Origin of the sequence: Xanthomonas sp. DAR 35659, from assembly GCF_041242975.1 — a bacterium.
Classification (GTDB): domain Bacteria; phylum Pseudomonadota; class Gammaproteobacteria; order Xanthomonadales; family Xanthomonadaceae; genus Xanthomonas_A; species Xanthomonas_A medicagonis.
The window spans coordinates 1,218,426-1,232,738 of the sequence record NZ_CP162488.1 but is presented as its reverse complement, the minus strand read 5'-3'; the positions used below and the strand labels follow the sequence as shown (position 1 = coordinate 1,232,738).

At 71.2% G+C, this 14,313-nt stretch carries 11 protein-coding genes; 7 read left to right on the top strand and 4 right to left on the bottom strand.

The window, feature by feature from the left end; translation table 11 throughout:
- Positions 1-10 precede the first annotated feature (10 nt).
- Positions 11-2,533: a DUF1631 domain-containing protein gene (locus AB3X07_RS05250; protein ID WP_369943383.1), complete on the top strand. Its 2,523-nt coding sequence runs from the start codon at positions 11-13 to the stop codon at positions 2,531-2,533.
- Positions 2,530-2,871, top strand: a complete 342-nt coding sequence (locus AB3X07_RS05245; protein WP_369943381.1) for a PilZ domain-containing protein — start codon at positions 2,530-2,532, stop codon at positions 2,869-2,871. The genes AB3X07_RS05250 and AB3X07_RS05245 overlap by 4 nt, the downstream gene beginning before the upstream one ends.
- 40 nt (positions 2,872-2,911) lie before the next feature.
- Here AB3X07_RS05245 and AB3X07_RS05240 read toward each other — a convergent pair whose 3' ends face one another.
- Complete coding sequence (locus tag AB3X07_RS05240) at positions 2,912-3,835, bottom strand: IS110 family transposase (RefSeq protein WP_369938742.1); 924 nt, start codon at positions 3,833-3,835, stop codon at positions 2,912-2,914.
- Positions 3,836-4,278: 443 nt separating this feature from the next.
- Between AB3X07_RS05240 and pepQ the strand changes: the two genes are divergently transcribed.
- From pepQ to AB3X07_RS05225, 3 genes are all read left to right on the top strand, one after another.
- Positions 4,279-5,607, top strand: coding sequence for a Xaa-Pro dipeptidase (pepQ, locus tag AB3X07_RS05235; RefSeq protein WP_369943379.1), 1,329 nt, complete (start codon positions 4,279-4,281; stop codon positions 5,605-5,607).
- 180 nt (positions 5,608-5,787) lie between these two features.
- A complete protein-coding gene (locus tag AB3X07_RS05230; RefSeq protein WP_369943377.1) occupies positions 5,788-6,381 on the top strand; it encodes a TetR/AcrR family transcriptional regulator in 594 nt (197 codons plus the stop codon).
- Positions 6,382-6,415: 34 nt separating this feature from the next.
- Positions 6,416-7,051 carry a cytochrome b gene (locus AB3X07_RS05225; protein WP_369943375.1) on the top strand — a complete coding sequence of 212 codons (636 nt, stop codon included), beginning with the start codon at positions 6,416-6,418 and terminating at the stop codon, positions 7,049-7,051.
- Positions 7,052-7,086: 35 nt separating this feature from the next.
- Here the strand turns inward: AB3X07_RS05225 and AB3X07_RS05220 are convergent, their stop codons facing one another.
- Positions 7,087-8,175, bottom strand: coding sequence for an ATP-binding protein (locus AB3X07_RS05220; RefSeq protein WP_369943373.1), 1,089 nt, complete (start codon positions 8,173-8,175; stop codon positions 7,087-7,089).
- Entirely contained in the window at positions 8,172-8,906 is a 735-nt protein-coding gene (locus AB3X07_RS05215; RefSeq protein ID WP_369943371.1) for a response regulator, read from the bottom strand. The genes AB3X07_RS05220 and AB3X07_RS05215 overlap by 4 nt, the downstream gene beginning before the upstream one ends.
- A 165-nt stretch (positions 8,907-9,071) precedes the next feature.
- On the opposite strand from AB3X07_RS05215, the gene AB3X07_RS05210 reads away from it, so the two are divergent.
- Together AB3X07_RS05210 and AB3X07_RS05205 are read left to right on the top strand one after the other, a co-directional pair.
- A complete protein-coding gene (locus tag AB3X07_RS05210; RefSeq protein ID WP_369943369.1) occupies positions 9,072-10,223 on the top strand; it encodes an efflux RND transporter periplasmic adaptor subunit in 1,152 nt (383 codons plus the stop codon).
- A gap of 15 nt (positions 10,224-10,238) precedes the next feature.
- Entirely contained in the window at positions 10,239-13,373 is a 3,135-nt protein-coding gene (locus AB3X07_RS05205) for a multidrug efflux RND transporter permease subunit (protein ID WP_369943367.1), read from the top strand.
- 84 nt (positions 13,374-13,457) lie between these two features.
- Here the strand turns inward: AB3X07_RS05205 and AB3X07_RS05200 are convergent, their stop codons facing one another.
- Positions 13,458-14,279 carry a hypothetical protein gene (locus AB3X07_RS05200; protein ID WP_369943365.1) on the bottom strand — a complete coding sequence of 274 codons (822 nt, stop codon included), beginning with the start codon at positions 14,277-14,279 and terminating at the stop codon, positions 13,458-13,460.
- Positions 14,280-14,313 lie beyond the last annotated feature (34 nt).

Sequence of the window (14,313 nt, the reverse complement as noted above, 5' to 3'; positions counted from 1 at the left end):
CGATCACAGGATGTCATTGTCTGCTACCCCGTCGGCCAGCCCGGCGACGCTTGCCGGCGCCGCCCTGCCCAGCCGCGTGCGCGACATCCTGGATGCGCTGAAGACGCTGCTGTGGCAGGCGCTGGACGCCCCGCTGCAGGCGACCATGGCCGAGTTGGAGCGCGAGTTGTTCGATCAGGCCGAACGCGCGCGCAGCAGTCACCTGCAACAGGACATCTACCAGGAACTGCAGGGCCTGCGCGCACGCCGCGAGCGCTTCGCGCCGTTCTACAAGGCGCAGTTGGAAGCGACCCTGGCCGGCCTGCGGCTGTCGCCGGCCCCGGTCGGCCCGCGCCCGCAGGAGAAGGCCGGCCCGGCGATGCAGATGCTGACCCTGGTGTCCGACGTGGACATCGACCGCGACATCGTGCTGCACGACATCGCCCGGCGCGAGGTGATGCGTGCCGGCATCCCGCTGCAACTGCTCGGCCAGCGTTTCGGCGTGCTCGCCGCGCGGCCGGCGTTCGAGCCGGAGCAGACTCCGCTGGGCCCGCACCCGCTGTGCCGGATCCTGCGCGAGGCGGGAGAAGAGCTGCAGTTGGGGCTGGACGCGCAACTGACCCTGTACCGCGCCTTCGAGCGCCAGGTGCTGGCGCGCTATGGCGGGATCGTGGAGCGCGCCAACGTCCTGCTGACCCACGCCGGCGTGCTGCCGGGGCTGGTCTATCTGCCGTACGTGGCGCGTCAGCCGGCGGAACCGGCAGCCGGCGCGCGCGCCGCGCCGCGCCTGCCTTCCGCGCCGCGCCCGGCCACCGGTTGGTCGGGACAGCCCGCACCCGCCGGCGGGCCTGGTCCCCGTGCCGATGCCGCATCCGGCGCGGCCATGCACAGCGCCGCTGGCGCGCCGTCCGCGGCCACGGCCCAGGCACGCGTCGCGGACGGTGCGAGCACCCCGGCGACTGGCGCCACCAGCGCCACCGGCGCGACGGCGGCGCCACCCGGTACCGAACCGACCGATCTGGCCGCGCTGCGCCAGTTGCTCGCGGCCGCCCGCACCCAGGTGGCGGCGGCGGGCGCGGTGGCACCTGGCGGAGCGGCGCCCGCCGCGCCAGCCAGCGGCCCGCCCGGTGCGCCGCCACCGGCAGTCGGCAGGCCTGCCGCACCCGGCGCTCTCGCGGCAGCGACCGCCCCCGCCGCGGCAGCGGCGCGCGCGACCACGCCCGCGGTACCGACCGCGGCGCTGCTGCAGGCACTGGGCGAACTGCAGGCGCAGCCGCCGGCGTACGGCGCGCAGACCGGACCGCGCGGCCGCCGCCAACTGCGCGACGTGCAGGCCGCCTTGCTGGCCAAGCTGGACGCCACGCACGGCGCGCAGCCCGCGCTGGCGCCGCAGGACGCCGACACCTTCGAGTTGCTGGGCCTGCTGTACGCCGAGATCGAGCGCGAAGTGCGCAGCGATGCGCCCGCGGCCGCGCTGCTGGAACGGTTGCAGGTGCCGCTGGTACGCGCCGCGCTGCAGGATCCGGCGTTCTTCGTGCGGCAGCGGCATCCGGCGCGCGAACTGCTCAATGCGGTCGCCGAATCCGGCGCGACCTGGCTCAGCGACGAGGACACCGACCCGCAACTGCTGGTCAAGCTGAACCAGACCGTGGACCGGGTGGTCGAGGATTACGAAGGCGACGAACAGGTCTTCGAGCAGGCCCACCAGGACATCCAGACGCACTACCGCGCATTGGCGCACAAGGCCGAGATCGCCGAACGCCGGCACATCGAGGCGGCGCGCGGCAAGGAACGGCTGGAAATGGCCAAGCAACTGGCCGCCGCCACCCTGGAGACGCTGTGCCACACCTGGCAGCCGCCCAAGTTCGTGCAGGCCTTGCTGAAGCAGGCCTGGTCGGACGTGCTGGTGCTGACCCTGCTGCGCCAGGGCGAGGAGTCGGACGCATGGCGCGAGCGCCAGCAACTGACCCAGTGCATCGCCGAAGTCACCTGCGGCGACAGCGGCGGCGCGCCGGACCCGGGCCTGGCCGACGACGTGCGCGGCGCCCTGCTGCAGGTGGGCTACCACCAGGACGAGGCCGCGGCGATCGCGCGCCGCCTGTCCACCCCGGGCGGCGGCGATACGCAGACCTCGCGGACCGAACTCAGCGCCCGGCTCAAGGCGCGCAGCCGCCTCGGCGACCAGGGCGAGGACGAGCGCCCGCCGCTGGCGCCGCGCACCGTCACCGAGCAGGCCGCGTACGCGCGCCTGCGCAGCCTGCCGTTCGGCACCTGGTTCGAGTTCGTCACCAACCAGCAGGGCGACCTCAAGCGGCAGCGCCTGTCCTGGTACAGCCCGATCACCGACCGCGCCCTGTTCGTCAACCAGCGCGGGCACAAGACCGCCGAGTACTCGCTGGACGCGCTGTCGCGGCTGCTGGCGCAGGGCCAGGCGCGGATCGTCACCGAGGACCGCGCGCGCCTGATCGACCGCGCCTGGCAGGCCACCGTGCGCGCGCTGCGCACCCTGGCCGGCGCGCCCGCGCCCACCCCCGCCGTGGAGGACGACGCATGACCGCCGAAGCCCGCCGCTCGCCGCGCCGGCAGGTGCCGGATATGGTGCCGGTCCTGGACGTGATGGAAGACGCCGTGGTCGGCCGGCTCGGCAACCTGTCCGAGCACGGCATGCTGCTGCTGGCGTCCGCCCCGTTGCACGAGGACGCGCTGTACCAGTTGCGCTTCGCGATGCCGCAGCTCGGCGGCGACACGCAGATCGACGTCGGCGTGCACCTGCTGTGGAGCGAACGCGCGCATGCGCCGGGCCAGGCCTGGGCCGGCTTCCGCTTCCTGACCATCTCGCCGGCGCACCGCGAGTTGCTGCGGCAGTGGATCAATGCCGGGCCGGGCGGCTAACGCGCTGGCAGCAACACGGGCACCCTGTAGGAGTCAACTGTCATGCAGCAGCGATGACGGGAGGCGCGTAAGAAGCCTGATCGCGCGCGATGGCATTGAGCCAGCGTAGGTACTTGTGCATGCAGGCGACGATGGCGACCTTGGCCGGTTTGCCGGCCGCTTGCAGGCGCGCATAGGTTTGGGCCAAGGGGGATTTGGCGCGGATGCTGGCCCAGGTGGCCATGTACAGCGCGCGGCGCACGTCGCTGCGCCCGCCTTTGATGCGGCGCTGGCCTTGCCAGCGGCCGCTGTCGTGATTGAACGGCGCCAGCCCGACCAGGGCGGCCAGCTTGCGCGGCGGCAGCGTTCCCAGTTCCGGCAGGCGTGCGGCCAGGGTGGCGCGCAGGATCGGCCCCAGCCCCGGCACCTTGGGCAGGGTCGAACACGCGTCGGCCTGCTGCTGAAGGTCTCGCTTCAGCGCATCGCTCTGCCGCTTCAGTAGGTCGATCGCTTCCTGGCAGTGGCGCCGCACCTCCGGGCTGGTGATGTGCTCCAGACGCCGCCGCAGGGCGTCGTGCTGGCCGACCAGAGCATTGCGCAGATCCAGCAGTTCGCGCAGGTGCTGCAGGTGCTCGGGCAACACGTCCGTCGGGGGGGCCACAATGGCTTGGGCTGTCACGGCCAACAGACGCGCGTCCAGGGCGTCGGTCTTGGCCTTGATGCCCAGCGCCTTGGCCAACGCACGTGGGCGCTGCGCACACATCCGCACCGCCGGCAGGTTGGCCTGCCGCAGCGTCCGCAGCACCTCATGTTCGTAGCCGCCGCTGGCTTCCAGCACGATCCGTTCGCACTCCAGCCTCGCCAGACGCTGGACCAGCTCAACGCGCCCTTGCGGCGTGTTGGGCTGGGTCCAGGCCAGTCCGTCCGGCAGCACATGAATGACCAGTTCGGCCTTGGCAACATCGATCCCGACAAAGCGCCGCATAGACGTTCTCCGCAGTAGACTTAGGGTCGAGAGCGCTCCTGCCAATGCCCAGGCTTGTGATGTTCGAGCTCCCGGCTCAGGCAACTGTTCGGGCTTGTCAGGCAGGAGAACCGGGGTGCGGCGGCACTGACTCCTACTCGTGCTCGCTTGGCACTGCGGCTTAACGGCCTGCCGCACCCCGCTCTCACCTTCAACGATAGACCCTCTTTTGACACAAGCGGCTTTAGCCGCGACAGACCCCCTCAAGGCGCCTGTCGCGGCTGAAGCCGCTCCTACAATTCCATCGGCCAACCACCTCCGGCGATCGTTGAAGCGGCTGACGCTGCGCGGATACGCCCACGCACACCGCATGCCATGCATGCGCACGTGGCGCGTCAACATGCCCGAGAGGTTTGCGGCAAACTTGGCGCCTCTCTTTTCGCATCGCCGACCGAGCCGCCACCATGAACCAGCACGACCCCAGCGTCCTCTACGCCGACCACCTGCGCATCCTGGCGCAGCGCGCCGACACCGCGCTGGCGCGTGGCGGCTTCGATCACCTGCTGGTGCCCAGCGGCACCCTGCACTACCAGGTGTTCGACGACCGCGACTATCCGTATGCGGTGAACCCGCAGTTCAAGGCCTGGCTGCCGCTGACCCGGGTGCCGAACAGTTGGCTGGTGTACACACCGGGGCGTCGCCCGCAACTGATCTTCCACCAGCCGCGCGACTACTGGCACGTGGTGCCGGCGGCGCCGAACGGCTGGTGGGTCGAGCACTGCGACATCCACGTCATCCGCACGCCGGAAGAGGCGTTGGCGCTGCTGCCCGGGCCGGCGGCGCGTTGCGCGATCCTCGGCGAGGCGCAGAGCGCGCTGGGCGATTACGTGCCGAACAATCCCGACGCGGTGGTGCACTACCTGGAGTACCACCGCGCGTACAAGACGCCCTACGAGTTGGCGCTGATGCGCCAGGCGCAGCGGTCGGCGGTGCGCGGGCATCGCGCCGCCGAAGCCGCGTTCCGCGACGGCGGCAGCGAGTTCGAGATCCACATGGCGTATTGCCGCGCGGTCGGACAGGACGCCAACGAATTGCCGTACGGGAACATCGTTGCGCTCAACGAGCACGGCGCGGTGCTGCACTACACCGAACTGGAGCGGCAGGCGCCGGCGCAGCCGCGCAGCTTCCTGATCGATGCCGGCGCCTCCGCGCACGGCTACGCCAGCGACATCACCCGCAGCTACGCCGCCGACCGTGGCAGCGAGTTCCAGGCGCTGATCGACGCGGTCGATGCCGCGCAGATCCGCATGGGCCGGAACGTGCGCGCGGGCGTGGACTACAAGCAGTTGCACCTCGACGCGCACCTGGCCCTGATGGGCGTGCTGAAGGACTTCGGCGTGATCACCGTGTCGCCGGAGGCGGCTCTGGCCACCGGGCTCAGCGCCGCGTTCTTCCCGCACGGCCTCGGCCATCCGATCGGCCTGCAGGTGCATGACGTGGCCGGCTTCGCCGCCGACGACCGCGGCGGACGCATCGACCGCCCCGCCGGCCATCCCTACCTGCGCATGACCCGCGTGCTGGAGCCGGGCATGGTGGTGACGATCGAACCGGGCGTGTACTTCATCGACATGCTGCTGGAGGACGCGAAGCAGGCCGGCCACGGCGCCAGCATCGACTGGGGCCGCGTGGCGCGATTCAAGCCCTACGGCGGCATCCGCATCGAGGACGAAGTGGCGTGCACCGACGGCGATCCGGAGAACCTGACCCGCCCGGCGTTCGCCGCCGCGGACTGAGCGCCGCCAAGCGCTGCGGGCCGCGCACGCGGCCCGACCGCCACGCTCCACCGAATCGCTGAAACGGCCGGTGCGGGCAGAGCGCGCACAGCCGGCCAGCGGCGTCGCGCGCGCTAGCGGCAGCATTGACATACGCGGCGTATGAAATAACATACGCCGCGTATGTCAATGGGATTTCCCATGCCGCCCCGCCGCTCCCGCACCGCCATGATCGAGGACACCCGCGCCAGGCTGCTGGCCGCGGCGCGGCATGCATTCGCCACGCAAGGGTTCGCGCACACCTCGATGGACGACTTCACCGCCGAGGCGGGGCTGACGCGTGGCGCGCTCTACCATCATTTCGGCGGCAAGGAAGGGCTGCTGACCGCGGTCATCGAACAGATCGAGGTCGAGGTCGGCGCCCGCCTGCAGGCCGTGTCCGATGCGGCGCCGACGCCGTGGGACGGCTTTCGCCGGCGCTGCCGCACCTATCTGGAGTTGGCGCTGGAACCGGAGATCCGGCGCATCATCCTGCAGGATGCGCGCGCCGTGTTCGGCGACGTGCCGCAGGCCGCGCAATCGGTGGGCATCGCCGCGCTGCAATCCGCGCTGGAGACCCTGATCGCCGAAGGCACGGTCGCCCCGCTGCATGCCGGCGTGATGGCGCGGATGCTCTATGGCGCCATCACCGAAGCCTCGTTCTGGATCGCCGAACCGGAGGGCGACCAGCAGGCGCGCCTGGCCGATGCGCTCGACGGCCTGGACCGGCTGCTCGGCAGCCTGCTCGCCCGCTGAACCACCGTCTCCGCCCCCGCCGGGAGCTCCCGCAATGCAATGGCGCAATACCGCAAGCCGCTTCGGCTTCCTCGCCAAGCTGTTCCATTGGACCACCGCCGCCGCGTTCATCGGCGCCTACGTGGTCGTCTACTACGTCATCTGGTGCATGGACGACACCTCCGACGCGTCCTTGCCGGTGCTCAACATCCATTGGGCGCTTGGTCTGTTGGTGGGCTTCCTGGTGCTGCCGCGGCTGCTGTGGCGCTGGCTGGACGTGCAGCCGGACGATCCGCCGGGGTCGGCGCTGGAGCACCGCCTCGCGCATGCGGCGCACTTGGGCCTGTACGCGCTGCTGATCGTCATGCCGTTGACCGGCTACGTGGGGACCGGCGCCGCCACCGACTTCGGCCTGTTCCGGGTGACCGGATTCAACGACACGGCGCTGTTCGGCTGGATCAGCCGGCACTACCAGCTCAGTTGGGAGGCGTTCGAGGCGCCCATCGACGCCGTGCATCACTTCATCGGCAAATGGATCGCGTGGCTGGTGGTCGCGCTGCATGTCGCCGCGGCGCTGTTCCATCACTGGGTGCGCCGCGACGACGTGCTCGCGCGCATGCTGCCGTGGCGCGTCGTGCGCGCCGCGCAGGCACCCGCGGTCGCGGCTGGAGAGCATCCGCCGGCGACCTGAGCGCAGCGCGCGCGGCGGCCGCAGCCTGCCAGGACTCAGACCTGCGCCGCGCGCGGCACGTCCGGCGGCGTCGGCCAGCGCAGCAGGAAGATGGTGCCGCCGGTGCCCGACGGCCGGCAGGACGCGGTACCGCCATGCGCTTCGGCAATGGCCTTGACCACCGCCAGGCCCAGGCCGCTGCCGCCGCTCTTGCGCGAGCGCGAGGGATCGCCGCGGCGAAAGGCTTCGAACACCTGCGTCGCGGTAGCCGCCTCGATGCCCGGGCCATCGTCCTCGACCCGCACCTCGCACATGCCGCCGTGGCTGCCCGCATGCACCCGCACCGTGCCGGGATCGGCGTAGGCCAGCGCATTCTGCAGCAGGGCCATCACGGCCTGGCGGATACGCAGCGCATCGCACACCACGCAGGTCCGCGACTCCAGTTCCACCTGCAAGGCGATACCGCGCGCGGCCAGGTCGGCCGCGAAGGCCTGGACCACCGCCGACAGTTCCTGCTCCAGCAAGACCGGCGCCAGTTGCAGCTCCAGATGGCCGCTGTCGTTGAGGCTGAGCGCGCGCAGGTCCTCGATCAGGCGGCTCAATCCCTCGACCTGGCGCAGCAGGCCCTGGAAGGTCTCCGGCTCCGGCGCGAACACGCCTTCCGCCAACCCCTGCAAGCGCCCGCGCAGGATGGTGACCGGGGTGCGCAGTTCGTGGGCGATGGCGGCGTTCCAGAACTCGCGCTCGCGGGTCATGCCCTGCAGGCGCTCGGCCATCGTGTTGCAGTCGCGCACCAGTTGCGCGGTCTCGCCCAGCGCCCGCCCGTCGATCGCCGCGCGCGCCTGCAGATTGCCCTGGGCGATCTCGCGCAGGCTGTGGGCGACCGAGTTCAACGGGGTCAGGATGCGCCGCGACAGGCGCATCGCCACCAGCACCGCCACCGCCAGCGCGGCCAGCGCGGTGCTGACGATCCAGGCCAGTTCCACGCGCGAGGGCAGCCAGGTCTCGGAAATGCTGCCCGGCAGATACGCCACGGCCAGCGCGTAGAACACGTAGGAACCGACCACCGAGAGCAGGATGATGCCCAGCGCCAGCACGCCCAGCGACAGCACGATCTGCCGGCGCAGTCCGGGCTCGCGGCTCATCGGCCGGGCCCGAACCGGTAGCCGACGCCGCGCACGCTGACCGGCGTGCCCTGGACGCCCAGCGCCTCGAGCTTCTTGCGCAACTTGCTGACGTGGCTGTCCACCGTGCGTTCCTGGCTGTCGCCCTCGGGCAGGCAGGCGCTCAGCAGTTCGGCACGGCTGAACACGCGGCGCGGCGCGCGCATCAACCGGCTGAGGAGCTTGAATTCGGTCAGGGTCAGTTCCAGCGTATGGCGCCGCTCGCCGACGCGCACGCTCGCCTCGTGCGCGTCCAGATCCAACTGGAACGCGCCCACCTGCAGCGCGCGCGCGGCACGCGCGGCGCCGCCCTGGAGCCGCCGCAGCACCGCCTGCACCCGCGCCACCACTTCCGCCGGATTGAACGGCTTCACCACGTAGTCGTCGGCGCCCAGGCGCAGGCCCATCAGCTTGTCCAGATCGTGATCGAGCGCGGTCAACATGATCACCGGGGTCTGCCCACGCTGGCGCAGTTCGGCGAGCACCTGCCATCCGTCCACACCGGGCATCTGCACGTCGAGCAGGACCAGGTCCGGATCCAGGCTGTGGTGCATGGCCAGCGCGGCGTCCCCGTCGGCGGCATAGGCCGTGCGCAATCCGCTGCGGGCGAGATACGCGGCGAGGATGTCGGCGATCTCGCGCTCGTCCTCGGCGATCAGGACCAGCGCGGCGGTCGCCGGCACCGCGGGGGCGGCGGAGGCAATGGCGGACATGGAGACGCGGGAACGACTGCGTGGGCGCCGAGTGGCCGACGGGTCTCCATCATATCTCCACACTGCATCGAACGCGCCGCAACGCGCGGCTGTCACGCTTCCTCGCTGCGTACTCCGGCCGCGCATGCGGTACGGCGACACCATCGAGGCTCGTGAGGCATGTGCATGCGACAGCGGTACCGAACTCTGGCGATGGCCGGCCTGACGGCACTGGCCGTGGCCGGCTGCGGCAGCGGCGAACAGGACCTGGCCGTGCCGACACCCCCGCAGGTCACCGTGCTGACCCTGCGCCCGCAGCCGTTCGCCGTCAGCGTGGATCTGCCGGGGCGCATCTCCGCGCTGCGCAGCGCGCAGATTCGGCCGCAGGTCGGCGGCATCGTGCAACGGCGCTTCTTCGAGCAGGGCGCCGAAGTGACGCGTGGCGCGGCGCTGTTCCAGATCAATCCGGCCCCGTTCAAGGCCGACGTCGACACCACGGCGGCCGCGCTGCAACGCGCGCAGGCCGCGCTGGCGCGCGCCAGCACGCAGGCCGCGCGGCTGGAACGCCTGGTGCACGCGGACCTGGTCAGCCGGCAGACCTACGACGACGCGCTGGCGCAACGCGAACAGGCCGCGGCCGACGTCGCCGAAGCGCGCGCGACGCTGTCGCGGCGGCGCCTGGACCTGGCCTTCGCCACGGTCGATGCGCCGATCTCCGGTCGCATCGACCAGGCCCTGCTCACCGAAGGCGCGCTGGTCTCGCCCAGCGACAGCGCGCCGATGGCGGTGGTGCAGCAGATCGACCAGGTCTACCTCGATGTGCGCCAGCCGGCGCGCGCGCTGGACCGCGCCGGCGAGGCGGCGCATGCGCCGGCAGCCGACGCCGACGGCCTGCGCGCGCAACTGCTCGACCGCGACGGGCGGCCCTCCGGGCTCGACGGGCGCGTGCTGTTCTCCGGCAGCACGGTCGACGCCAGCACCGGCGACGTGCTGCTGCGCATCCTGGTCGACAACCCGCAGCGGCGCCTGTTGCCCGGGATGTACGCCAGAGCGCGGGTGCCGCGCGCCACCTATGCGCAGGCGCTCAGCGTTCCCCAGCAGGCGGTCACCCGAATCGGCGCGCAGGCCTACGTCTGGGTGATCGATGCGCGCGGGCGCGCGCGCAGCGCCTCGGTGGAGCTGGGCGAACTGGTCGAGCGCCGCTACCGGATCGCATCCGGGCTGCATGCGGGCCAGCAGGTGGTCGTCGAGGGAATCGAACGCCTGAGCGCCGGCATCGCCGTGAGTGCCCGCCCCTGGCGCGATCCCGCCGCCGCCCCCACCGCACGCGCGCACTGAGCGGAGGACGCCGGCATGCCCCAGTTCTTCATCGAGCGCCCGGTGTTCGCCTGGGTGATCGCGCTGTTCATCGTGCTGTTCGGCACCCTCGCCATCGCGCGGCTGCCGGTCGCGCGCTATCCCTCGGTGGCGCCGCCATCGGTGACGCTCTACGCGAGCTACCCGGGCGCCACCCCGCAGACGTTGAACGACTCGGTGGTCGGACTGGTCGAACGCGAGCTGGCCGGGGTCAAGAACCTGCTCTACTTCGAATCCTCGGTGGACACCTCCGGCACCGCGCAGATCACCGCGACCTTCAAGCCGGGCACCGATCCGGAGCTGGCGCAGGTCGACGTGCAGAACCGGATCAAGGCGGTGGAGCCGCGACTGCCGCAGGCGGTGCGGCAGAGCGGCCTGCAGGTGGAATCGGCCGCCTCCGGCTTCCTGATGCTGGTCGGCCTGACCTCGCCCGACGGCCGCTACGACGAGGTCGCGCTCAACGACTACATGGCGCGCACCATCGTGCAGGAACTGCGCCGGATCGACGGCGTCGGCCGCGTGCAGCTGTTCGGCGCCGAACAGGCGATGCGCGTGTGGGTCGACCCGGACAAGCTGACCGCCTACGGGCTGGCGCTGAGCGACCTGACCCAGGCGATCGAACAGCAGAACGCGCAGATCGCGCCGGGCCGGATCGGCGACGAGCCGACCGTGCCCGGACAACGCCTGACCGTGCCGCTGACGGTCGCCGGGCAGCTGTCCACGCCGGAACAGTTCGCCGCGATCGTGCTGCGCGCCAGCCCCGACGGCGCCAGGATCGTGCTCGGCGACGTGGCGCGGGTGGCACTCGGCGCGCAGTCCTACGCCTTCTCCAACCGCGAGAACGGCACCGCGGCGACCAGCGCCGCCATCCAGCTCTCGCCCGGCGCCAACGCCGTGCGCACCGCGCAGGCGGTGCAGGAGCGGCTGCAGGAACTGGCCGCCGGGATGCCGGCCGGGATGACCTACTCCATCCCGTTCAACACCGCGCCGTTCGTGAAGATCTCCATCGAGAAGGTGATCCACACCCTGCTCGAAGCGATGCTGCTGGTGTTCCTGGTGATGTACCTGTTCCTGCAGAACGTGCGCTACACGCTGATCCCGGCCATCGTCGCGCCGATCGCGCTGCTCGGCACCTTCGCGGTGATGCTGCTGGCCGGGTTCTCGATCAACGTGCTGACCATGTTCGGCATGGTGCTGGCGATCGGCATCATCGTCGACGACGCCATCGTGGTGGTGGAGAACGTCGAGCGGCTGATGGCCGGCGAAGGGCTGTCGCCGCGCGCGGCCACCGCCAAGGCGATGCGCGAGATCACCGGCGCGGTGGTCGGCATCACCCTGGTGCTGACCGCGGTGTTCATCCCGATGGCGTTCGCGGCCGGATCGGTCGGCGTGATCTACAGGCAGTTCACCCTGTCGATGGCGGTGGCGATCCTGTTCTCGGCGTTCCTGGCACTGACCCTGACCCCGGCGCTGTGCGCGACGCTGCTGCGTCCGCTGCCGCCGGGCCACCACGCCAAGCGCGGCGTCTTCGGCGCCTTCAATCGCCACTTCGAACGCCTCACCGGCGGCTACGCGGCGCGCGTGGCGCGCCTGGTGCGGCGCAGCGGGCGGATGATGGCGGCGTTCTGCCTGATCTGTGTCGCACTGGCGTTCGCGGCGCGGCAGTTGCCGTCCTCGTTCCTTCCGGAAGAGGACCAGGGCTATTTCATGACCTCGATCCAGTTGCCGGTCGGCGCCACCAGCGAACGCACGCTGGAGGTGGTGAAGGCCTTCGAGGCGCACGTGGCCACGCGCCCGGCGCTGGCCTCGAACATGGTCATCCAGGGCTTCAGCTTCGCCGGCGCCGGACCGAACGCGGCGATGGCCTTCACCATGCTCAAGGACTGGGACGCGCGCGACGGCGCCACCGCGGCGCAGGAGGCGGCGCTGGCGCAGCAGGCGATGGCCGACACCGCCGAAGGCACGGTGATGAGCCTGATGCCGCCGGCGATCGACGAACTGGGCACGTCGTCGGGCTTCACCCTGTTCCTGCAGGACCGCGGCAACCGCGGCGACGCGGCGCTGCTGGCCGCGCAGGCGCGGCTGCTGGCGCTGGCCGCGCGCAGCCCGCTGCTCAGTGACGTCTATGCCGACGGCATGCCGCCAGGCAAGAGCATCGAACTGCGGATCGATCGGGAACGGGCCGAGGCGATGGGGCTGTCATTCGGCACGGTCAGCGCGACCCTGTCCGCGGCGATGGGCTCGCTGTACGTCAACGACTTCCCCAATGGCGGTCGCATGCAGCAGGTGATCGTGCAGGCCGACGCGCCGGCGCGCATGCAACTGGACGACGTGCTGGGCCTGCGCATGCGCACCGCCTCCGGCGGCATGCTGCCGCTGCGCGACGTGGTGGCGCCGGCCTGGATCGACTCGCCGCAACAGTTGATGCGCTTCCAGGGCTTCCCCGCCGTGCGCATCGCCGGCGGCGCGGCGCCCGGCATCTCCAGCGGCGCGGCGATGGCGGAGATGGAGCGCCTGGCGGCGCAGCTGCCGCCGGGCTTCGCCGTGGCCTGGACCGGGCAGTCGCTGCAGGAACGCCAGACCGCGGCGCAGGCGCCGATGCTGGCGCTGCTGTCGGCGTTGGTGGTGTTCCTGGTGCTGGCGGCGCTGTACGAAAGCTGGAGCATCCCGCTGTCGGTGATGCTGGTGGTGCCGCTCGGGCTGCTCGGCGCGGTGGCGGCGGTCATGCTGCGCGGCTTGCCGAACGACGTGTTCTTCAAGGTCGGCATGATCACCATCATCGGCCTGTCGGCCAAGAACGCGATCCTGATCGTGGAGTTCGCCCGGCAACTGCGCGCCGAGGGACAGAGCCTGGCGGAAGCGGCGGTGCATGCGGCGCGGCTGCGCCTGCGCCCGATCCTGATGACCTCGTTGGCGTTCGCGCTGGGCGTGGTGCCGCTGATGCTGGCCTCCGGCGCCAGCGCCGAGACCCAGCACGCGATCGGCACCGGCGTGTTCGGCGGCATGGTCAGCGGCACCGTGCTGGCGGTGTTCTTCGTGCCGGCGTTCTTCGTGTTCGTGATCGGCATGCAGGAACGGCTGGCGGCCTGGCGCGCGCAGCGCGACGCCGCGCGCGCGGGTGCGCGGCAGTGAGCGCGAGAGGGCCTGCAGCGGCGGCGGCCCCGAATATCCGGGCCACGCCCTGTGTGCGCTGCGGCGGCCTCCGGGCCGACGTCCCTACTTGCCGGTCAACGCATAGGGACCGCGGTTGAAGCTCATGGGCACCGTGTCGTAGCGCCGCTGCCCTGCCGCAGCGGGATAAGGCGCGGTCTTGAAATCGCGCGCCAACGCCTCGAGTCCGCGCGCCGCGCTCGGCGATGGCAATGCCTCGATCACCAGCGACGATTCCGGACGCCCGCCTTGCGGGTTGCCACGGAGCAGGAACAGGGTCAATGCCGGGGTGACCGGCAAGTCCATCGGACTGTCGCGCACGGTCTTGCGCCGCTGGTTCTCGGCGCGTGGCGCCAGCCCAGCGTCCTCGTCCGCGCCCTGCGCCTGCAGCGCGTCGATCTGCGCGAACAGCATGCGATCCAGCATCTTGCCGCGCTGCCGCCGGAGTTCGTTGAACCAGGCCAGGCCGACCGCGTCGCGGTCGCCTGACGGCATGGCGGCGTAGCACCGTTCCAACAGATAGGCATGATAGGCGGTATCGCGATTGAGTTGGCTGGGCCGGAGCGTGCGGCCCTGGATCTCGCGCTCGCGCGCGGCGAGCTCGCGATCCAATGCGATCCACGCCTGCGCCCACTGCATCGCCGGCTTCGGGTTATGCGCCGACAGCTCCAGCTCCGCCAACGAGGCCAGCGCCAGCAACGGACATCGCGTCATGCCGAGGCATTTCTCCAGCCAATAGCGCGCGGTATCCAGGTCGCGCTCCACCAAATGCGCCGGATGCGCATCGCCATGGCGGTACAGCACGCCGAGGTAGAAGGCCGACGCGCCATCGCCCTTGCCGGCCAGGGCCACCAACTGCGCCAACAACTGCTCCCGGGCCGCAGGCACGGAGCGAACCGACAACAGCGTCTCCAGATCGGCC

Bases quoted from the DNA above. Each gene is read 5' to 3' on its own strand.
- AB3X07_RS05220 (WP_369943373.1), bottom strand. From the start codon at position 8,175: ATGAGCCGCGAGCCCGGACTGCGCCGGCAGATCGTGCTGTCGCTGGGC.
- AB3X07_RS05245 (WP_369943381.1), top strand. From the start codon at position 2,530: ATGACCGCCGAAGCCCGCCGCTCGCCGCGCCGGCAGGTGCCGGATATG.
- AB3X07_RS05215 (WP_369943371.1), bottom strand. From the start codon at position 8,906: ATGTCCGCCATTGCCTCCGCCGCCCCCGCGGTGCCGGCGACCGCCGCG.
- AB3X07_RS05230 (WP_369943377.1), top strand. From the start codon at position 5,788: ATGCCGCCCCGCCGCTCCCGCACCGCCATGATCGAGGACACCCGCGCC.
- AB3X07_RS05205 (WP_369943367.1), top strand. From the start codon at position 10,239: ATGCCCCAGTTCTTCATCGAGCGCCCGGTGTTCGCCTGGGTGATCGCG.
- pepQ (WP_369943379.1), top strand. From the start codon at position 4,279: ATGAACCAGCACGACCCCAGCGTCCTCTACGCCGACCACCTGCGCATC.
- AB3X07_RS05210 (WP_369943369.1), top strand. From the start codon at position 9,072: ATGCGACAGCGGTACCGAACTCTGGCGATGGCCGGCCTGACGGCACTG.
- AB3X07_RS05240 (WP_369938742.1), bottom strand. From the start codon at position 3,835: ATGCGGCGCTTTGTCGGGATCGATGTTGCCAAGGCCGAACTGGTCATT.
- AB3X07_RS05225 (WP_369943375.1), top strand. From the start codon at position 6,416: ATGCAATGGCGCAATACCGCAAGCCGCTTCGGCTTCCTCGCCAAGCTG.
- AB3X07_RS05250 (WP_369943383.1), top strand. From the start codon at position 11: ATGTCATTGTCTGCTACCCCGTCGGCCAGCCCGGCGACGCTTGCCGGC.